The organism is Mycobacterium sp. KBS0706, assembly GCF_005938675.2.
GTDB lineage: Bacteria > Pseudomonadota > Alphaproteobacteria > DSM-16000 > Inquilinaceae > Inquilinus.
The window spans coordinates 14,750-33,386 of the sequence record NZ_VCCH02000074.1 but is presented as its reverse complement, the minus strand read 5'-3'; the positions used below and the strand labels follow the sequence as shown (position 1 = coordinate 33,386).

General features: G+C 68.0%; 17 protein-coding genes. 4 read left to right on the top strand and 13 right to left on the bottom strand.

Translation table 11 applies throughout. The features are described 5' to 3' along the window. Positions 1–27 precede the first annotated feature (27 nt). From FFK22_RS30370 to cpaB, 10 genes are all read right to left on the bottom strand, one after another. Positions 28–237 (bottom strand): Flp family type IVb pilin, encoded by a 210-nt coding sequence (locus tag FFK22_RS30370; RefSeq protein WP_221938971.1) that lies wholly within the window; start codon positions 235–237, stop codon positions 28–30. 69 nt (positions 238–306) lie between these two features. Beyond that, the gene (locus tag FFK22_RS30365) at positions 307–2,154 is read right to left on the bottom strand and encodes a pilus assembly protein TadG-related protein (RefSeq protein ID WP_138891703.1); all 1,848 of its coding nucleotides are present in this window, start codon (positions 2,152–2,154) and stop codon (positions 307–309) included. Beyond that, the gene (locus FFK22_RS30360) at positions 2,151–2,504 is read right to left on the bottom strand and encodes a hypothetical protein (protein ID WP_138891702.1); all 354 of its coding nucleotides are present in this window, start codon (positions 2,502–2,504) and stop codon (positions 2,151–2,153) included. The genes FFK22_RS30365 and FFK22_RS30360 overlap by 4 nt, the downstream gene beginning before the upstream one ends. Beyond that, a complete protein-coding gene (locus FFK22_RS30355) occupies positions 2,501–3,277 on the bottom strand; it encodes a lipopolysaccharide assembly protein LapB (RefSeq protein WP_138891701.1) in 777 nt (258 codons plus the stop codon). The genes FFK22_RS30360 and FFK22_RS30355 overlap by 4 nt, the downstream gene beginning before the upstream one ends. Then, on the bottom strand, positions 3,274–4,185 hold the full coding sequence (locus FFK22_RS30350; protein WP_138891700.1) for a type II secretion system F family protein: 912 nt from the start codon (positions 4,183–4,185) through the stop codon (positions 3,274–3,276). Before FFK22_RS30350 ends, FFK22_RS30355 begins: the two co-directional genes overlap by 4 nt. Positions 4,186–4,188: 3 nt before the next feature. Continuing rightward, complete coding sequence (locus FFK22_RS30345) at positions 4,189–5,115, bottom strand: type II secretion system F family protein (protein ID WP_138891699.1); 927 nt, start codon at positions 5,113–5,115, stop codon at positions 4,189–4,191. Further along, positions 5,112–6,443, bottom strand: a complete 1,332-nt coding sequence (locus FFK22_RS30340; protein ID WP_138891698.1) for a CpaF family protein — start codon at positions 6,441–6,443, stop codon at positions 5,112–5,114. The genes FFK22_RS30345 and FFK22_RS30340 overlap by 4 nt, the downstream gene beginning before the upstream one ends. 10 nt (positions 6,444–6,453) lie before the next feature. After that, the gene (locus tag FFK22_RS30335; RefSeq protein WP_138891697.1) at positions 6,454–7,635 is read right to left on the bottom strand and encodes a CpaE family protein; all 1,182 of its coding nucleotides are present in this window, start codon (positions 7,633–7,635) and stop codon (positions 6,454–6,456) included. A gap of 7 nt (positions 7,636–7,642) precedes the next feature. After that, positions 7,643–9,001 carry a type II and III secretion system protein family protein gene (locus FFK22_RS30330; protein ID WP_138891696.1) on the bottom strand — a complete coding sequence of 453 codons (1,359 nt, stop codon included), beginning with the start codon at positions 8,999–9,001 and terminating at the stop codon, positions 7,643–7,645. Next, positions 8,998–9,915, bottom strand: coding sequence for a Flp pilus assembly protein CpaB (gene cpaB / locus FFK22_RS30325; RefSeq protein ID WP_138891695.1), 918 nt, complete (start codon positions 9,913–9,915; stop codon positions 8,998–9,000). The genes FFK22_RS30330 and cpaB overlap by 4 nt, the downstream gene beginning before the upstream one ends. Before the next feature lie 638 nt (positions 9,916–10,553). Between cpaB and FFK22_RS30320 the strand changes: the two genes are divergently transcribed. The 3 genes from FFK22_RS30320 to FFK22_RS30310 all read left to right on the top strand — a co-directional run bounded on the left by FFK22_RS30320 (position 10,554) and on the right by FFK22_RS30310 (position 13,811). Beyond that, the gene (locus FFK22_RS30320; RefSeq protein WP_138891694.1) at positions 10,554–11,831 is read left to right on the top strand and encodes an ABC transporter substrate-binding protein; all 1,278 of its coding nucleotides are present in this window, start codon (positions 10,554–10,556) and stop codon (positions 11,829–11,831) included. A gap of 36 nt (positions 11,832–11,867) precedes the next feature. Beyond that, a complete protein-coding gene (locus FFK22_RS30315; protein ID WP_138891693.1) occupies positions 11,868–12,902 on the top strand; it encodes a Gfo/Idh/MocA family protein in 1,035 nt (344 codons plus the stop codon). 171 nt (positions 12,903–13,073) lie between these two features. Then, positions 13,074–13,811, top strand: a complete 738-nt coding sequence (locus tag FFK22_RS30310) for a ThuA domain-containing protein (protein WP_138891692.1) — start codon at positions 13,074–13,076, stop codon at positions 13,809–13,811. 73 nt (positions 13,812–13,884) lie between these two features. On the opposite strand, the gene ssb is transcribed toward FFK22_RS30310, so the two are convergent. The 3 genes from ssb to FFK22_RS30295 all read right to left on the bottom strand — a co-directional run bounded on the left by ssb (position 13,885) and on the right by FFK22_RS30295 (position 15,420). Next, complete coding sequence (ssb, locus tag FFK22_RS30305) at positions 13,885–14,427, bottom strand: single-stranded DNA-binding protein (RefSeq protein WP_138891691.1); 543 nt, start codon at positions 14,425–14,427, stop codon at positions 13,885–13,887. Between the two features lie 87 nt (positions 14,428–14,514). Then, entirely contained in the window at positions 14,515–14,874 is a 360-nt protein-coding gene (locus FFK22_RS30300; RefSeq protein WP_186002733.1) for a hypothetical protein, read from the bottom strand. A 9-nt stretch (positions 14,875–14,883) separates the two neighbouring features. Beyond that, entirely contained in the window at positions 14,884–15,420 is a 537-nt protein-coding gene (locus FFK22_RS30295; RefSeq protein ID WP_138891689.1) for an EndoU domain-containing protein, read from the bottom strand. Positions 15,421–15,724: 304 nt separating this feature from the next. Between FFK22_RS30295 and uvrA the strand changes: the two genes are divergently transcribed. Next, positions 15,725–18,574 (top strand): excinuclease ABC subunit UvrA, encoded by a 2,850-nt coding sequence (gene uvrA, locus FFK22_RS30290; protein WP_138891688.1) that lies wholly within the window; start codon positions 15,725–15,727, stop codon positions 18,572–18,574. Positions 18,575–18,637: the final 63 nt, after the last annotated feature.

Sequence of the window (18,637 nt, the reverse complement as noted above, 5' to 3'; positions counted from 1 at the left end):
GCTTGAAGTGAGTTGGGCAGCCTTGGGCTAGGTGCCGGTGCCCGTGCCGCCGCCGGTGCCGGTGATCCTCGAGCCGATATTGCCGAGGGCGGTTCCGATGTCTGATGCCAAGCCTGATGCCGCCGTGGCGATACCGAGTGCGACCAGGGCTCCAAGGATGGCATATTCGACGGCTGAAATGCCCTGCTCGTCGCGAGCGATCCAGCGCGTCTTCTTCAAGAAATTCCGCAACATCATGTGACCTCCTGAACAACCGGGATCATTTTCACCCCGCCAGCGGCCCCGGCGCCGCTGGCAGCGTCTTCGTCACCGGATCAGCACGGGCACGCCGCAGCGCACCCCGGTGACGACGACATCCATGACGCCCAGGCGGATGCCCAGGGCGGCGAGAAGATTGTCGACCAGCGGATCGAGAACAGTCTTGATCACGGGGTCGAGAAGTGTATGCAGGGCGCCGACGGTGTTGCCGACCGTGTCCAGCTTGACCGGAATCAGGCAGAGTCCGCCGAGGCTGATGATGCAGGCGCTCAGCTTGAGCCTCGGCTCCTTGGTGACAGGGTCGTTGCCGCCGAGCTCGGCCAGCAGATTGTCGAGCATGCCGGTGCTGGCGACCGATTGCGCCACATGGTTGTCGATATCGTCGCGGTCGAAGACCAGATCCCGGGAGGAGCCGCTGCCCACGGTGATCCCGGCCCGGCCCGAGACCCGAACAATTCCGATCAGACCCAGCAGGCTGACGTCCACCAGCGCTGCAGGTTGGAAGTCCTCGACGGTGAGCTCACGGCTGAAATTGGTCATCAGATCGGGCGGCAACACGCCGATGAAAGCCTTGGCCACGCCGCTTTTGGCGGAGACGGCCACGGTGGCGTCCTTGGCCGGCTCGAGCCCGCAGGAGATATCCTTCAGCGTCGCATCCCCATAGCCGGCCTCGACATAGAGCGGCAGCTGGATGCCCTGGCCAAGCAGCCCGAACAGATCCAGTAGCTGCAGTTTGAGCTGCAGCCGGACCTGCGCGGTGTGGACCGTCATCCCTTCCGGCCCGAAGGCGAAGGGCGGCGACTTCGGCGGCTCGATCACCGTCGCGGTGACCTGCAGCGACGCGATTCCGGGCAGCCCGACATTGAGCGCAGGGATGTAAATCGCATTGTGCTTGTTGGCCACCTGGATCGCCATGGTGACCAGCTGGAAGACGTTCAGGTCGGCGGTCAGCGCCGTGGGCGCCGTCGACTCGCCGATCGGCAGGTTCTTCCAGACACCGAGATCCACCAGATCGCCGACAGTCAGGTCCGGATTGCCGACGATCTGCCCCTGCAGCGACACCAGGCCATCGATCGCGACGCCGGCGACGGTGCCGGCCTTCCTCAGCGCCTGGATCGCCGCCTCCAGCAGATCGCCGATGCCGACCGTGGCATCAAGCAGCCCGTCATAGGTGCCGGCCGAGACATCGACATTGACCGCGAGAGCGTCGAGGAAGGTCAGCGCATCGATATCGGCGTTCAGCAGCCCTTCATACTGGACCGCCGTCAGGTTGATCCGGGTGCCCAGCACATTGCCCAGGACGGCGTTGAGCAGCGCGCTCTTCTGGGTGTCGACCGCGACCAGGCCGGTTCCGGCCTGGAAGCCGGCCTCGTCGATCCGCGCGGCGGTGGCCTGGACGCTGACCTTGTGCAGGTTGGGGTCCTCCTCGGAACCCGGCGTTCCGCCGATATGCCCGCCGCCGTCATCGCCCCCGACCACGGCGCGCGACAAGACGCCCGGCACGGTCGTCTGGGCCGACACCATGACGGCATTCGGCGCCGGCGGGGTCCGTCCGTCGGGACATGCGACGAGACCCGGCCGGAACCGCTCGGCCGGGACCTTGATGTTCTCGAAATCCGGGCAGTAGGTGCCGAGGGTGGTGGACGCCAGCGCGCTGGCGTCGAAACCGTTGCGCTGCAGCAGATCGCCGGCGACGGCCGATGCATTCGTCGGGTTCTGCGCCGCCGACAGCGCCGCCATGTCCGTTGCCGTCTGCAGGTGGCGGCGCTGGGCGTACCAGAGGCCGACATCGGTCGCCAGCGCGGCGGTGCCGATCAGCGGCAGCAGCATGAGGGCGGCGAAGGGCGCGATGGCTCCGCGGTCGCCGAAGATCGGACCGAAGATGCGGGGCTTCATGGCCGCCCTCCCGATGATCCATACGAACTGCCCGATCCAGGGCCGAAATCGGACCCGCCGGAGGACGAACTGCTGTTCCCGCTCGGCAGGGACCTGCCGATATCCTGGATATAGTTGTCGTAGATCTGTCCTGCCTCGCCGGCGGCGAGCCCGCCCTGCCCGCCCGACCGAGGCGCCGGCTGCTGCTGCGCCCGCAGCACCTGCAGGGTGCGGTTGGACTCGAACCAGTCGGGCTGGGCCGGCCGGGCCGGAACCAGCGCCTGCTGCGCCCCTGCCGTGGCCACCGGCAGCAGCAGGAGGGCGGCGCACAGGGCCGGCAGCCGGGCTTTCGTCGATGCCGGTCGGATCATGGCTGGGTCTCCGGAGCTTGCGCCAGGCGCCGCGGGGCGGACACCGCACCGGTGCCCGCGGTGGTCGGCGCCCGGATCTGGCTGCGGGCCGACCTGATCATCTGCTCGACCGCCCGCCGCTCCTTGGCGTCGATGATCCGGCCGATCATGGTCTTCGCCGCATCGCCCTGGCCGGCGACGTCGAGACAGAGGATCAGGTTGTTGCGGACCTGGGCGTTGGTCGGCGCGAGCTCGCTGGCCTGGCGCAGCGTGAACAGTGCTTCATCATAGGAGGCAATGCGCATCTCGGCGAAACCGAGGTCGTTCAGGTATTTGACGTTGATCGGCTCGCGCCGCACCGCCTCGTGGAACTGCGCCCGGGCCTTGGCCCAGTCGCCGCGCCCGGCGGCGACGCGGCCGAGCCCGTCATAGGCAGCCGCCGCTTGGTCGCCATTCACGAGCTCGCGATAGATCGCCTCCGCCCGGTCGTAATCCTGGATGTCGAGGAACGCGTCTGCCCGCAATACCTGGGCCCGAAGATCGCCGGGGTGCCGATTGTCGTAGTCGTCGAGATAGGCCAGCGCGGCCCGCGACTTGCCGCTCTGCCGTAACTTGTCGACGATGCCGAGGTAAAGGTCTCGCGAATTCTCGGCGTCGAGCGGCGCCGCCTGGGGCAGCTGGTCTGCAGGGGATGGCTCGCGCCGCGATGCACTGTCGCCGCCGAACAGGCTGGAACAGGCCGTCAGCCAGGGCAGCATCGCCAGCACTGAGAGACGAAGCGCCGTCCGCGTCATTTACCCAGCCCCGACAAGGTCTTGAGAATGGAGACGATCGCCGGCGCGGTGAGCACGATGAACAGCGCCGGCATCAGGAACACGATCATGATGACCGTCATCTGGGTGGTCTTGCGGCCAACGCTCTCGCGGGCGGTCGAGACCCGCCTGTCGGAGAACTCGCGCACGAAGTCCCGCAGCGCCGGCCCGAGCTCGGTGCCGTAGATCAGGGTCTGCTTGAACAGCGAGGTGACCTCGCGGATGCCGTTCACGGCCAGCCGCTCGGCCCAGCGATCCAGCGCCTGGTCGTAGCCCATGCCGCGCTGGAGGTCGTCAACCAGGATGCGCATCGACTGGTGGATGCGTGGCATGGCTCTGCCATCCCCCTGGGCCAAGGACCGGAAGCACTGGTCGAGGCTGACGCCGCTCTCCAGCATCAGCAGCAAGACGTCCAGGGCGAAGGGCAACTCGGCACCGATCTTGCGCTGCCGTCGTGATGCCAGCGCCCGCAGCACGAACTTGGCGCCGATATAGGCGATGCCGCCGGCTGCCAGCGGGTAGAAGCGCTCCAGGCCGGACCAACGGCCCGTCAGCCACACCGCCAGCGCCGCGGCGGCGATCGCAGCGATCGTCGCGGCGAAGCGCAGCGCGGCGAAGACGATCAGGCCGCGCGGATCGTAGAAGCCGGCGGCACGCAGGGACTGCAGGATCTCCTCACGATCCTTGCCGCCGCCGACCAGGATCCGCTCGAACGGCTTCAGCCAGCCGACCGTGCCGACCTCACCGACATGGGACCGGCCGGAGATCCCGGTCAGCCGGCGCCGCAGCCTCGCTTCGCCCACCGTGCCGCGCAGGCCGAGCCCGAGCAGAAGCAGGGTCGAGCCTGCGGTGATGACGAGGACGGCGAGCTCAAGGCTGGAGACCGGCATGGCCTAGAACTCCAGCCGCATGATGCGGCGCATGATCAGGATGCCGACCAGTTGCAGTCCGATCGCGATCATTGCCAGCCGAGGCCCCTGCTCGGCTTCGAAAAAGAACATCACATAGCTAGGCTTGGCCACGCCGAGCATCGCGGCGGCGATGATCGGCATCAGGCCGAGGATAATCGCGCTGAACCGGATCTCGGCCGTGGCCGCCTTGAGCTCGCGCCCGACCCGGGCCCGGTCGCGCAGGATCTGCACGAGATTGGCCAGCACCGCCGACAGCCGGCCGCCGAAGCGGAAATTGGTCTCGATCGCCGTCGCCAGCATGTACAGCTCCGGCACGCCCAGCCGGGTGGCGAGCCAGGACACCGCGTCCGGGATCGGCGCGCCGTTGTTGATGCGGCGGATCATCGGCTGCAGGTAGCGCTGCAGCGCCGGCGACGCGTTCTCCGCCGCCTTGAGCAGCGCCTGCTGGGTCGAGTTGCCCACCATCAGCAGCTGGCGCACGGCGTCGAGGAACATCGGGAGGCCGGCGATAAAGGCGTTGAGGCGCCGTCCGGCCACATTCGCCAGAGCGTAGACGCCGCAGGCCGGGACGGCCACCGCGACCGCAGCGGCCGCGATCGGGCCGAACAGCCAGGCCAGGACGAGGACGATCCCGATCAGCAGCAGGCCGGCGACGACGAGGAAGCGCGGCGACAACGCCAAGTCGGCGCGGGCCAGCCACAGGCGCAGCAGATGCGGCATCCGGCCCGGGACGGCGATGGGCCGCCCGCCTATCACCGTCTCGTCGACCACGCCGTCGTCACGCAACGTCTGCAGCCGAGCCTGCACCTGCTGCTGCCGGCGGCGCTGGGCCCGGCCGGCCAGCAGGCTCAGCCCGGCCATGATGAACAGCGCCATGATGCCGAACAGCAGGAAGCCGAAGCCGGTCATGGCAGTACCCCCACGGCAGCCCGAAGATCCGGCGCCCCGACCAGCCGATGGGCGAAGAACGGGCGCGCCGAATGGACCCGGAACTCGCCGAGTCCGCTCAGCGGTGGCTGTTCCTCGAAGGTGAAGAGCTGGTTCAGGCTGTAGCTGTCACCCTCCAGGCCGGTCAGCTCGGACACCGAGGTGATCCGCCGCTTGCCGTTCGCCATGCGATTGACCTGGACCATAATCTGGACGCTGTTGACGATGTAGCGCCGGAGCGTCTTCGGATCGCCGTTGAGGCCGCCGAAGCCGAGCAGCATCTCCAGCCGGCCGAACGCGTCGCGGCTGGAATTGGCGTGCATCGTCGCCATCGAACCATCATGGCCGGTGCTCATCGCCTGCAGCATCTCGACCGCCTCGGCGCCGCGCACCTCGCCCAGGATGATGCGGTCGGGCCGCATCCGCAGGGCGTTGCGCACCAGGTCGCGGGCGGTGACCTCGCGGCTGCCGTCGAGATTGGGCGGCCGCGTCTCTAGCCGCACCACATGGCTCTGCCGCAGTTGCAGCTCGGCCGCGTCCTCGATGGTGATCAGCCGCTCCTTCTCCTCGATGTAGCTGCTCAGCATGTTGAGCAGGGTGGTCTTGCCCGAGCCGGTGCCGCCGCAGATCAGGATGTTAAGGCGCGAGCGCACGGCGGCGGCCAGGAAGCCCAGCATCTCCGAGCTCATCGACCCGAGCCGGACATAGTCCTGAGCGCCCATAGCCTGGACCCGGAACTTGCGGATCGACACCATCGGCCCGTCCAGCGCGACCGGCGGAATCACCACATTGACCCGCGACCCGTCCGGGAGGCGGGCGTCGACATAGGGCGTCGCCTCGTCCACCCGACGGCCGATCGGGCTGACGATGCGCTGTATGATGTTCATCAGATGCGCGGTGTCGCGGAACCGGACCGGCACCGCCGAGAGCTGGCCGGCGCGCTCGACATAGATCCGGAACGGCCCGTTGACGATCACGTCGTCGATCGTCGGGTCCTTCAGCAGCGGCTCGATCGGGCCGAGGCCGACCACCTCGTTCTGCACCTCGGACGCCAGCAGCGCCCGCTCGGCGGCGTTCAGGGCCAAGCCTTCCTTCGCTGCGAAGCGGGTAATGGCCTGTTCGATGCCGTCGCGGATCATCGCCACGCTGGCGGTCTCGGCGGTGATGCCGAGTGCCTCGAGCTGCTCCAGCACGAGATTGAAGATGGCGAATTTGGTACGCTGATAGCCGTCAGTGGTGCGCAGTTCGGCGGCGGCCAGTTCGGGATCCGCCGCAGCCCTCCTTCCGACGCTGTTGATCAGCCCCGCCATCGCCGGCCCCTCACGACGTCCGCAGCCGGCCGAACAGGCCGACGCCGCGCGATGCAGGCCGGACAGCCGGTTTGGGGGCCGACACGCCCTCAGCCGCGAGCTTCTCCAGCGCCCGACTATAGGGCGCGCGCGGCTGTTCCAGCACCAGCGGGCGGCCGGCGTTGAGCGCGTTGATCAGCTCGACCCGGGCGGCGGGCAGCCGCACCGACCGGGGCACGCCGAGCGCTTCGCGCATCTGCTCTTCGGTCAAGCCAATCCCCGGCATGTGGTCCTCGACCACCAGCGTGACACGGTCCAGCATCTGGGCGTTCGGGCCGATCTGAACCAGCAGGTCGCGGCAGGCCTTGACCGCGGTGAACTTCTGCGGCGCGACGAGATAGATGCGGCCAGCGGCACGGACGAACTCATCGAGCAGGCCGGGATGGCGGATGCCGCCGGCGTTCAGCACCACCTCGCCGAACAGCGCGCGCAGCACCAGCAGCATCGAGGCAATGGTCTCGGGCGTAATGTCGTGGACCTCCTCCCCCGCCACGGCCAGCGGCAGGATGTGCAGCCCGGAGGCGACGTGATGGCCGAGCGCCGAGGACAGCAGCGTGCGATCCAGCCGCGACAGGTCTTGGGCGGCGTCGCGGATCGTGTAGTTGAGCGGCACGTTGAGCGCGGCACCGGCTTCGCTCGACGGCAGCGCGCCGTCAACCAGAAGCGCCCCTCCCGCCGCCTTGGACCGCAGTACCGCGAGATTGACCGCGAACAGCCCCTCGCCGCCCGGCTGCCCGCTGAGCACCAGGGTCATGGTCCCACTGCCGCCAGAATCGCCGCGAGGCGCGCCGGCCAGATGCGGCCCGAGTTGGCTGCGCAGGGCCTCCCGGTCGCTGCCGCGGTCGATGACGTCCGCGGCCCCGGCGCGGATCGCCCGCAGCACCGACCGAGCATCCCCCTCGTCGCCCAGCACGATGATGGGGGCGTCCGGGTCGGCCGCCCCCACGGCGCGAACCGCTTCGGTGAGAGCCGTGCCGAAACCCTCAATCGGGTCGGCGTCGAGCAGGATCAGGTCGGGCTTCGCCTTGCCGCACAGCTCTGCCAGCGACGGCGTCTCCGGCGCCGAGCGGATGATCGCGGCGGCCCCTTCCAGCGCGGCGATCAGGCCGGCGGCGAGGGCAGTGTCGGTGGTGGCGGCGACGATCCGGAACATCGGCGGCCTACCTCATCAGCCCGTAGGGCGCGAGATGATCCTGGACCTGGTCCACGTTCAGGATCATGTCGCCGATGGAAGGATTGTACTTGCGCGTGTCCACCCCCGGCAGCGGCGGGATCTTGCCGGGCGCCAGAGGGGTGACCAGCCGCGGCGTGGCGACGATGATCAGCTCCTGCCGCTCCTGCTGGTTGCTGGTGCTCTTGAAGAACATGCCGATGATCGGGAGGTCGCCGAGCCAGGGGAACTTGCTCTCGTTGATCTGGCTGTTGCTGTACATCAGCCCGGCCAGGATGAAGCTCTGGCCGTTGCCCAGCTCGACTGTGGTCGAGGTCGAGCGGCGGCGGAAGGCCGGCACGCTGAAGCCCTGGAACTCGAGGGCATTGGCAAAGTCGAGCTCGCTGACCTCGGGCGCGACCTTGAGCACGATGCGCTTGTCCGACATCACCACCGGCGCGATCTGCAGCTTCACGCCGTATTCGTGGTACTCGATCGTCACCGTGCCGAGCGACGCGCCGCCCTGAGGCACCGGGATCGGTACCTCGCCGCCGGCCAGGAACTCGGCCTGGTCGCCGGAGCGGACCAGCAGCGTCGGCTGGGCCAGGAGCTGGGTCAGCCCGGCCTGCGACAGAGCGCTCAGGATGCCGATGATGCCGTTGCGGGGGTCGCCGAGGAACAGGTTGAAGGCGCTGGCCAGCGGGACCGAGGCCGAGAGCGACAGATTGGGGTTGGCCTGGAAGCTCTGCAGCGAGTTCGGACCGACGATCGCCCCCTGGAAGTCGCTGCCGCCGAGCGCTGCGAAGTTGAATCCGAGGGCGCGAAGCGTGGTTGCCGACACCGCCGCGAACTGGATGTCGACCGCGACCATCTGGTTGCCGGTGATCCGGGTCAGGTCGACGACGTTGCCGCCGCCATAGGCGCGGGCGATGCTCGAGGCGCGGGCATGGGCGTCGAGATCCGGCACCGTGCCGGACAGGACCAGTGTGTCGCCGTCACGGTTCACCCTTACCCCCTGCAGCCCCGGCTGGCCGCGGATCTGCCGCGCCGGATCACCGCGGTCGGGGATGGTGGGTAGGGCGACGCTCGCGCCGCCGACGGTGACGTCGTAGGAGACCCCCTGTTCCGACTGGGCGGTGAAGATGCTGAGCGTGGTCTGGCCGGACTGCAGCCCGGTGATCTGCAACTGGTCCTCGTTGAGGGCGGTCGCGTCGATGATGCCGCCCTGGCCGACGACGATGCGGGTGATCGGGGCCGGCAGGTTGATCACGCGCTGGGCCCCGACGCCGAGCCGCAGCTCCTCCGCCCCCGCGACCTGGGTCGCGAGGACGAGGACCGCGACATACAGCAGGCGGACCACAAACCTCATCGCGGCTCTCCGGACGTCTTCGGGTAGATCAGCTGGGTGCGGTCGCCGACGATCAGTTCGATCGGGCGCTGCTGCGGCGCCGCCTGGGCCGATGGTGGCGGCGTGGGACCGCGGATGTCGGAGAGCTTGGCGGTGTTGTCGTCGACGAGTTGCAGGTCGTCGGAACCGCGCAGGGACAGATAGAAAGAGCCGAGGCTGCGGGCCAGGGCGAATTTGGCGATCTGGTCCGGTGTCATCGCCAGGCTGATGGTGCGTGACGGCTCGCTGCGGCGCCCCGTGGCGCCGGCGGCCTGCTCGCTGGCGGCCTGCGCCAGGCTCGGATCGCCCAGGGTGGTGCCGACGGTGAGGACGAGCACGTCCTGCAGCACGGTGCGCGCCTCGCCGAGATTGCCGTCCGGTCGTTCCAGCCCAGGCTGCGTGTTCAGGACAGCGTCGGGCAGCACCAACTGGATGTCGACCTTGTCGCCCGGCCGGACGAACTGGCTGACCGCGATCTCGTCATTGGTCAGGATGCTGATCGCGCGGAAGCCGGCGGGAACCAGCGCGGCCAGCCCCGCCTGGGCCGGATCGGCGGACATGGTGGAGTCGAGCAGCAGCTGCTGTGGCAGGATGTCGGTGGTCGCCACCTTGCCAACCACGTCGCCGATCGCCGTCCGCGCGCCCCGCGGCACAGCGCCGGCAATCGAGGTGGTGGCCACGTCCTCGCGCGTGATCGCCTGTCCGCGCGCGATAAACCGGGCGGCCGTCATCACGCCGAACACCTTCGTATCGACAGGCGCAGGCTGGACCACCGGCGCCGGCGTAGAGGCCATGCTCGCCGGGACGGAGCTCTTGTAGATGCCGTAAGCAATCAGCGACGCCGCCCCCAGCCCCCCGAGGACCAGATAAGCTCTTGTCAGCGCGTTCGTGTTCATAGGCGGGGGACTACAATGTACATCTCAAAACCATGCACCTGCCAAGCGGGAAGGCATTTTTCAAACCTACTCGCCTAGCCCCTCAGAACTCCAGAATATTTGTCCATTCCCCGCCTTTCCTAAAAGATTAGCTAAACTAGCACTAATAACCGGCTATGTAGCACAAACCATGCGAACACACAAGCTTCATTAGGTTTCATCAAACCAAAGTCCGACCTCACTAGAAGTCGGAAAGCAGAGAAGCCTACATACTATATTATGCATAAGAATGAACCTAGGCTGCGCCGGAGCGCATTCCTACTGAAGCCCAACCGAGTGCTGCAAACTATATCGAAATATATGGAATATTTATTTATGTCCATTTTTTTGTCTGAGTTCGAGTTGAGAAAACGACCAGCCGTGTCCTGGAAGCCACGACCGCTGGTTGTAGGGACTGGCGGGCGTGGCTCCTGCCGAGTCCTTGAGTACGCCTAGCCCATTGAGCAGACCCCTGTCGCCATCCCTCCCTCCTACTGACCCCGGTCCGGCGGATGTGGCCAGCGGCATCGATTGCCGGTTGCCAAACGCCCTCGCGCCACTAATCTGCAAACGATTGCAGCGGACAACAGAATCCGTTTGTCGAGACCACAGGAGGAACCATGTCCGGGAAACACCTGACCGCTCTCGCAGCACTTGCCCTGGCCCTGGCGGCCTCTTCCGCCGCCCTCGGCGCCGAGATCACCTTCGCCTGCGGCTCGACCGGTATCCAGTCCAGGCTGTGCGACGAGGCGGCCAAGGCTTGGTCGGCCGAGACTGGCAACACGGTCAAGGTCGTCGCCGCCCCGCAATCGACCTCGGAGCAGCTGGCCCTCTACCAGCAGTTCCTGACCGGCAAATCGAGCGACATCGACGTGTTCCAGGTCGATGTGATCTGGCCCGGCATCCTCGGCAGCCATTTCATCGACCTGAAGCAATATGTCGATCAGGCCACGATCGACCAGTATTTCCCGAACATCGTGCAGGGGCTGACCCGCGACGGCCAACTGCTGGCCCTGCCCTGGTACACGGATGCCGGGCTGCTCTATTACCGCCAGGACCTGCTGGACAAGTACAAGCTCAAGGTCCCCGGGACCTGGGCCGAGCTGACCGAGACCGCCAAGACCATCCAGGAGGGCGAGCGCAAGGCCGGCAATGACCGCTTCTTCGGCTTCGTGTTCCAGGGCCGGGCCTATGAGGGGCTGACCTGCGACGCCCTGGAGTGGATCGCCAGCTTCGGCGGCGGCACCGTCGTCGGCGCCGACGGCAAGATCACCGTCGACAATCCGCAGGCGGCCAAGGCACTGGACACCGCCGCCTCCTGGGTCGGTACCATCGCGCCGGACGGCGTGCTGAACTATATGGAGGAGGATGCGCGCGGCGTGTTCCAGTCCGGCAACGCCGCCTTCATGCGCAACTGGCCCTACGCCGCCAGCCTGGCGGAGGCCGCCGACAGCCCGGTCAAGGGCAAGGTCGGCTACGCCCCCCTGCCGAAGGGCGAGGGCGACGGGGCGCGCGCCGCCGCGACGCTGGGCGGCTGGCAGATCGCGGTCTCGAAATACTCCGAGAGCCCCAAGGAGGCGGCGGCCTTCGCCATCTACCTGACCTCCCGGGACGAGCAGAAGCGTCGGGCCATGGAAGGCGGCTATCAGCCGACCATCCCGGCCCTCTATGAGGATGCGGAGCTGCTGCAGAAGCGGCCCTTCTTCAAGACGACGCGGCAGATCCTGGAGAGCGCCGTGGCGCGGCCGTCCGCGGTGACGGGCGAGCGCTACAGCGAGGTCTCGTCGCTGTTCTGGAACGCGGTCCACAGCACCCTGTCGAAGCAGGGCGACGGCGCCGCCAACCTGGCGCAGCTGCAGAAGGACCTGAACCGGCTGAGCCGCGGCGGCCGCTGGTGAGCATCACGCGATAACGGAAGCACGAAGGGAGACGGAATGTCGGTCAAGGTCATCCAGGTCGGCCTCGGCGGCTGGGGCATGAACTGGGCCCACACCATCCTGCCGCAGGTCAAGGCGGTCGACGTCGTCGGCTTCGTCGACGCCAGTCCAGACGTGCTGAAGCGAGCCCAGGAAACCCTCGGCCTGGCCGAGGAGAAGTGCTTCCCCAGCCTCGACGCCGCCCTCGCCGCGCTCGATGCCGAGGCGGTCCTGGCGGTGCTGCCGACCGCCGGGCACAAGACCGTCAGCGAGGCGGCGCTCAAGGCCGGCAAGCATGTGCTGGTGGAGAAGCCCTTCACCTCGACGCTGGAGGAGGCGCAGGAGCTGATCGCCCTGGCCAGGCGGGTCGACCGGGTCCTGATGGTCAGCCAGAACTACCGCTACATGTCGGCGGTGCAGACGGTGGCCGATCTGGTGCGCGACGGCACCTATGGCCGGCCACTGTCGGCGCTGATCGACTTCCGGCAGAACTGGAAGGTGACGGGGCACCGCTACCACGACATCCCGGGCCCGCTGCTGCTGGACATGGCGATCCACCATTTCGACCTGATGCGCATGATCTTCGGCGAGAATGTGCAGCGGGTCGCCTGCCGGAGCTGGAACACACCGGACAGCCCATTCAGGGACCACGCCGCCGCCCACGCGCTGCTGGCGCTCGAGAACGGGCTGATGGTGTCCTACAACGGCTCCTGGGTGTCGCGCGGCACGCCGACCACCTGGACCGGCGAATGGGCGGTCGAATGCGAGGAGGGGCAGCTGGTGTGGCAGGCCCGCGGCATGGCCGGCGAGATCGCCGACAAGCTGGCGCTGCGCAAGCCGGACGGGTCGGTCCGGGACCTGCCGATGAAGCCGCTGGCGCTGATCGATCGCGCCGGCACGCTGAATGCGTTCGCCGCCGCTGTCCGCGGCAAGCCGCCGCGCTACTTCACCTCGGGCGAGGACAACATCCACTCCCTCGCCACCAGCTTCGCCTGCATGCGGTCGGGCGCCCAGGACGGCACGTGGGTGTCGCTGTCCGAGATCCTGCCCTGAGACCGTCCGGGACTGCTACTGGTGCGGCCGTCTGACGGCGGTTTCTGCGCTTCCGGTGCTCACGGACCTTAACGTCCGCTGCGCGCCGGTTCTCGAAACCACCGCCAGCCGACTCACACCAGCGCATTCCCGAACGGTCTCTGACCGCCCACAATCCCGGAGATAAGCGACATGGCCCTTCCCCGCCTGCTGGTCTGGAACGAGTACCGGCACGAGCTGCAGAACCCCGAGGTCTCGGCGGTCTATCCCGACGGCATCCACGAAGCGATCGCCGACCCGCTGCGCCAGCGCGGCTTCCCGGTCACGACCGCGACGCTGGACCAGCCCGAGCACGGTCTGACCGACGAGGTGCTGAACGGCGCCGACGTGCTGCTGTGGTGGGGCCACAAGGCGCATGAGGACGTGTCGGACGCCGTGGTCGAGCGGGTGCGCCGCCACGTCATGGGCGGGCTCGGCCTGATCGTGCTGCATTCCGGCCACTACTCGAAGATCTTCCGCCGGCTGATGGGCACCAGCTGCAGCGTCAACTGGCGGGTGCACGGCAAGGAGGGCGAGACCGAGCGGATCTGGGTCACCGCCCCGGCGCATCCGATCGCCGCCGGGCTCGACCGCTACATCGAGATCCCGCAGGAGGAGATGTATGGCGAATTCTTCGACGTGCCCGAGCCGGACGAGCTGGTCTTCGTCAGCTGGTTCAAGGGCGGCGAGGTGTTCCGCAGCGGCCTGACCTACCGCCGGGGCTACGGCCGGATCTTCTACTTCCGCCCGGGGCACGAGACCTTCCCGAGCTATCACAACGCCGAGGTCCAGAAGGTGATCGCCAACGCCGCCTCCTGGGCCGCCCAGCCCGGAGTGCGCCGCACGCCGCCCGACAATATGAGGCGGGATCCGATCGAGGCGATCGGCTAAACGCACAGCCTGAATGCAAACGGGCCGGCTGGATGACCCAGCCGACCCGTTCCGTTTCGCCCATCCGGATGGATCAGAACGGGATCTCGTCGTCGAGATCGTCCGCCATCGGGCCGCGGCCGCCGCCGGACGACCCGCCGCCGGAGGAACCGCCGCCCGAGGACCGGCCGCCGCCGCCATAGCCGCCCCCACCGCCCCCACCGCCGTATCCGCCGCCCGCGCCGCCCTCGTCCTCGAAGCCGCCGCCCCCGCCACCGCCGCCTTCACGGCCGTCGAGCATGGTCAGCTCGCCGCGGAACGGGCGCAGCACCACCTCGGTGGTGTAGCGCTCGGCGCCGCTCTGATCGGTGTATTTCCGGGTCTCGAGCTGACCCTCGATATAGACTTTCGAGCCCTTCTTCAGGAACCGCTCGACCACCCCGACCAGCGCGTCGTTGAACACCGCGACGCGGTGCCATTCGGTGCGCTCCTTGCGCTCGCCGGTGGTGCGGTCCTTCCAGTTCTCCGACGTCGCGACCGAGAGGTTCGCCACCCGCCCGCCATTTTGGAAGGACCGGATCTCCGGATCGCGGCCGAGATTGCCGATGAGAATGACCTTGTTGACGCTGCCAGCCATGATCCAGACCTCACTCGATGCTCATTCGGGGGCGGACCCTAGACGGATGATCCGCCGATTCCAATCACGTTTGAGCCCCCGCCAGGCTCATCCCTTCCGGCGCGGCCGTGCCGCGCGTGCGGGCTTGCGCAGCGCCGCCAGCCAGGCGCCGACCGCCACCGCCAGATCCCGGGTCGGCAGCATCAGCGCCGGCGCCTTGACATCGTGGATGTTGCGCAGCACCGACTGGGCGCCGCGGATCTCCAAGGCGTAGAGGTTGCCGGTGATCGGCTCGCCTCCCTCCCCGTCCTCACCCAGGCGCTCGGCCACCCTGGCGGTCCAGGCGGCGTCGCCGCGCAAGTCAGTCTCCAGGAAATCGGCCAGGATCGGCGCCGCGGTGCCGGGCACGACGCGGGGCCGGCCCTCGGCGTCGCGGGTGACCTCGATCATGCTATGCTTCCCCTTCATCGCGGCCTCTCAGTTGGGGAACGCGGTGTTGACCGCATCCTGGCCCCGGCGCTGGATCGTGCCGATCCGGATCTCGAAGGGCAGGCCGCGGCCGTCACGGCAATAGCCGTCCCCCTGGCTCCCGCCGTCCGGTGCAGAGGGGCCGAGCACGCCCCAGGCGGGGTGCGCGCCGGTCTGGTTGCGCCAGGCGTAGAGCACCGAGCGAAGAATCGCCTCGGCCGGGCAATCGTCGGGATAGAAGGTCGACCGCTTGCGCCGGCCGTTGCTGAAGATCACGGTCGCGTCGTAGACCTCGCCGCCGCGATGGGCGGTCTCCTCCACCCGGTCGACCGCTCCGGTCGGCAGGCCGGCGGCGCGCGAGTGAAACCCCTTGGGGTCGCCGTTGCGCCCGATCTCGCCGCAGAAGATGTGGCTGAGATTGACCTGTGGATCGCTGCGGCTCCACAGCCGCTGGCCGGCACCGCCGCAATCCGGTGTGGCGGCCATCAGATCGCCGGCCCCCGACAGCAACAGCAGAAGCGCAACCAAGCCGACCCGACGGATCATGGGATCTCCAGCGCAGCGGACCGATCGCTCCGCATCCTGCCGCACCTGCGAAGCACCGAAGGCCTTAGGGTTTCGCCCCTGGAAGGCTTTGGACGGGCATCCTATCTTGCTTTCCGCTTGACCGCAACGTTCCCGATATGTTCGAGTCCCGATATCGGACTCGCTGCGGACTGGAATGCGGCCGCACCCCTGCAGCGATCCCGACGGCCGGGCCGGAGTCGCTTTCGCGGTTCACCCGCCCCATATTGCACATCGGCGTGCCCGGGAGCCCGGGGACGCCCTTCCCGCAAGAGTGATCCTGGCGATGCACAAGTCCATCAGCGTCCGCGGCGCGCGCGAGCACAATCTGAAAAATGTCGACGTCGATCTGCCGCGCGACCAGCTGATCGTGATCACCGGCCTGAGCGGCTCGGGCAAATCCTCCCTGGCCTTCGACACCATCTATGCCGAGGGCCAGCGCCGCTATGTCGAGAGCCTGTCGGCCTATGCCCGCCAGTTCCTCGAGCTGATGCAGAAGCCGGACGTCGATTCGATCGAGGGCCTGTCGCCGGCGATCTCGATCGAGCAGAAGACGACCAGCCGCAACCCGCGGTCGACCGTCGGCACGGTGACCGAGATCTACGACTATATGCGGCTGCTGTTCGCCCGCGTCGGCGTGCCCTACTCCCCCGCCACGGGCCTGCCGATCGAGAGCCAGACGGTCAGCCAGATGGTCGACAGGGTGATGGCGATGGGCGACGGGACCCGGCTGTATCTGCTGGCCCCGATCGTGCGCGGCCGCAAGGGCGAGTACCGCAAGGAGCTGCAGGAGCTGCGGGCCCGCGGCTTCCAGCGGGTGAAGGTCGACGGCACTCTGTACGAGATCGAGGACGTGCCGGCGCTGAACAAGAAGCTGAAGCACGACATCGAGGTGGTGGTCGACCGGCTGGTGGTGCGCGACGACCTGGGCAACCGCCTGGCCGATTCGATCGAGACCGCGCTGGGCCTGGCCGAGGGGCTGGCCATCGCCGAGAATGCCGACAGCGGCGACCGCACCTTGTTCTCGTCGAAATTCGCCTGCCCGGTCTCCGGCTTCACCATCCCGGAGATCGAGCCGCGGCTGTTCTCCTTCAACAGCCCTCACGGCGCCTGCCCGGCCTGCGACGGCCTGGGCGCCAAGCTGGTGTTCGACCCGGAGCTGGTGGTGCCGGACGAGAGCCGGACCCTGGCCAAGGGCGCGGTGGCGCCATGGGAGGGCTCGTCCTCGAAATACTACCACCAGACGCTGGAGGCGATCGCCGCCCATTACGGCGTCAGCACCACCACGCCGTGGCGCGACCTGCCGGAGGCGGTGCGCAACACCATCCTGCACGGCTCCGGCAAGGACCCGATCACCTTCCGCTACGATGACGGGCTGCGCACCTACAAGACCGAGAAGCCCTTCGAGGGGCTGATCCCGAACATGGAGCGGCGCTTCCGCGAGACCGACAGCGCCTGGACGCGGGAGGAGCTGGGCAAGTACCAGGGCACCCGCCCCTGCGACACCTGCGACGGCGCCCGGCTGAAGCCGGAGGCGCTGGCGGTGAAGATCGGCGGGCTGCACATCAGCCAGGTGGCGGAGAAGTCGATCGCCGAGGCCGGGCAGTGGTTCGCGGCGCTGAACGACACGCTGTCGGCCAAGGACCAGGAGATCGCCTACCGCATCCTGAAGGAGATCAACGAGCGCCTGACCTTCCTCAGCGCCGTCGGCCTGACCTATCTGACCCTCTCCCGCGGCTCCGGCTCGCTGTCCGGCGGCGAGAGCCAGCGCATCCGCCTGGCGTCGCAGATCGGCTCCGGCCTGACCGGCGTGCTCTACGTGCTCGACGAGCCGTCGATCGGCCTGCACCAGCGCGACAACGACCGGCTGCTGGGCACGCTGAAGCGGCTGCGCGACCTCGGCAACACCGTGCTGGTGGTCGAGCATGACGAGGACGCGATCCGCAGCGCCGACTACCTGGTCGATATGGGCCCGGGCGCCGGCGTGCATGGCGGCGTGGTGGTGGCGCATGGCACGCCCGCGGAGGTGATGGCCAGCGCCGACAGCATCACCGCCCAGTATCTGACCGGCGCCAAGCGCATCGAGGTTCCCACGACCCGCCGCCCCGGCCACAAGGGCCAGGTGCTGAAGGTGGTCGGCGCCCGCGGCAACAATCTCAAGAACGTCACCATGGAGGTGCCGCTGGGCACCTTCACCTGCGTCACCGGCGTGTCCGGCGGCGGCAAGTCGACCCTGGTGATCGAGACGCTGTACAAGTCGCTGGCGCGGCAGCTGATGGGCGCGCATGAGCATCCGGCGCCGCATGATGCGATCGAGGGCGTCCAGTTCCTGGACAAGATCATCGACATCGACCAGTCGCCGATCGGCCGCACGCCGCGGTCGAACCCGGCCACCTATACCGGCGCCTTCACCCCGATCCGCGACTGGTTCGCCGGGCTGCCGGAGGCGAAGGCCCGCGGCTACGGCCCCGGCCGCTTCTCCTTCAACGTCAAGGGCGGCCGCTGCGAGGCCTGCCAGGGCGACGGCGTCATCAAGATCGAGATGCACTTCCTGCCCGACGTCTATGTCCAATGCGACGTCTGCAAGGGCCATCGCTACAACCGCGAGACGCTGGAGGTGCTGTACCGCGACAAGTCGATCGCCGAGGTGCTGGAGATGACGGTCGAGGAAGGGGCGGAGTTCTTCCGCGCCGTGCCTTCGATCCGCGACAAGATGGAGACGCTGCACCGGGTCGGCCTCGACTACGTCAAGATCGGCCAGGCGGCGACCACACTGTCGGGCGGCGAGGCGCAGCGGGTGAAGCTGGCCAAGGAGCTGTCGCGCCGGGCCACCGGCAAGACCGTCTACATCCTGGACGAGCCGACCACCGGCCTGCATTTCGACGATGTGCGCAAGCTGCTGGAGGTGCTGCACGAGCTGGTCGACCAGGGCAATACGGTGCTGGTGATCGAGCACAATCTCGAGGTGATCAAGACCGCCGACTGGATCGTCGATATCGGCCCCGAGGGCGGCGATGGCGGCGGCGAGATCATCGCCGCCGGCACGCCGGAGGACGTGGTGCGCGCCAAGCGCAGCTACACCGGCCAGTACCTGGCGCCCTATCTGCAGCAGGCCCGGCAGAAGCAGCGGGCGTGAGCCGAGAGGGCTCCTATCGACAGGCGATATCGCATGCTATCATTCTGCTAGCTTGTTGCTAGC

Coding starts and splice junctions, on each gene's coding strand:
- FFK22_RS30295 (WP_138891689.1), bottom strand. CDS start 15,420: ATGATCCGTCGGGTCGGCTTGGTTGCGCTTCTGCTGTTGCTGTCGGGG.
- cpaB (WP_138891695.1), bottom strand. CDS start 9,915: ATGAACACGAACGCGCTGACAAGAGCTTATCTGGTCCTCGGGGGGCTG.
- FFK22_RS30355 (WP_138891701.1), bottom strand. CDS start 3,277: ATGACGCGGACGGCGCTTCGTCTCTCAGTGCTGGCGATGCTGCCCTGG.
- FFK22_RS30335 (WP_138891697.1), bottom strand. CDS start 7,635: ATGTTCCGGATCGTCGCCGCCACCACCGACACTGCCCTCGCCGCCGGC.
- uvrA (WP_138891688.1), top strand. CDS start 15,725: ATGCACAAGTCCATCAGCGTCCGCGGCGCGCGCGAGCACAATCTGAAA.
- FFK22_RS30340 (WP_138891698.1), bottom strand. CDS start 6,443: ATGGCGGGGCTGATCAACAGCGTCGGAAGGAGGGCTGCGGCGGATCCC.
- FFK22_RS30315 (WP_138891693.1), top strand. CDS start 11,868: ATGTCGGTCAAGGTCATCCAGGTCGGCCTCGGCGGCTGGGGCATGAAC.
- FFK22_RS30300 (WP_186002733.1), bottom strand. CDS start 14,874: ATGAAGGGGAAGCATAGCATGATCGAGGTCACCCGCGACGCCGAGGGC.
- FFK22_RS30310 (WP_138891692.1), top strand. CDS start 13,074: ATGGCCCTTCCCCGCCTGCTGGTCTGGAACGAGTACCGGCACGAGCTG.
- ssb (WP_138891691.1), bottom strand. CDS start 14,427: ATGGCTGGCAGCGTCAACAAGGTCATTCTCATCGGCAATCTCGGCCGC.
- FFK22_RS30370 (WP_221938971.1), bottom strand. CDS start 237: ATGATGTTGCGGAATTTCTTGAAGAAGACGCGCTGGATCGCTCGCGAC.
- FFK22_RS30320 (WP_138891694.1), top strand. CDS start 10,554: ATGTCCGGGAAACACCTGACCGCTCTCGCAGCACTTGCCCTGGCCCTG.
- FFK22_RS30345 (WP_138891699.1), bottom strand. CDS start 5,115: ATGACCGGCTTCGGCTTCCTGCTGTTCGGCATCATGGCGCTGTTCATC.
- FFK22_RS30365 (WP_138891703.1), bottom strand. CDS start 2,154: ATGAAGCCCCGCATCTTCGGTCCGATCTTCGGCGACCGCGGAGCCATC.
- FFK22_RS30360 (WP_138891702.1), bottom strand. CDS start 2,504: ATGATCCGACCGGCATCGACGAAAGCCCGGCTGCCGGCCCTGTGCGCC.
- FFK22_RS30330 (WP_138891696.1), bottom strand. CDS start 9,001: ATGAGGTTTGTGGTCCGCCTGCTGTATGTCGCGGTCCTCGTCCTCGCG.
- FFK22_RS30350 (WP_138891700.1), bottom strand. CDS start 4,185: ATGCCGGTCTCCAGCCTTGAGCTCGCCGTCCTCGTCATCACCGCAGGC.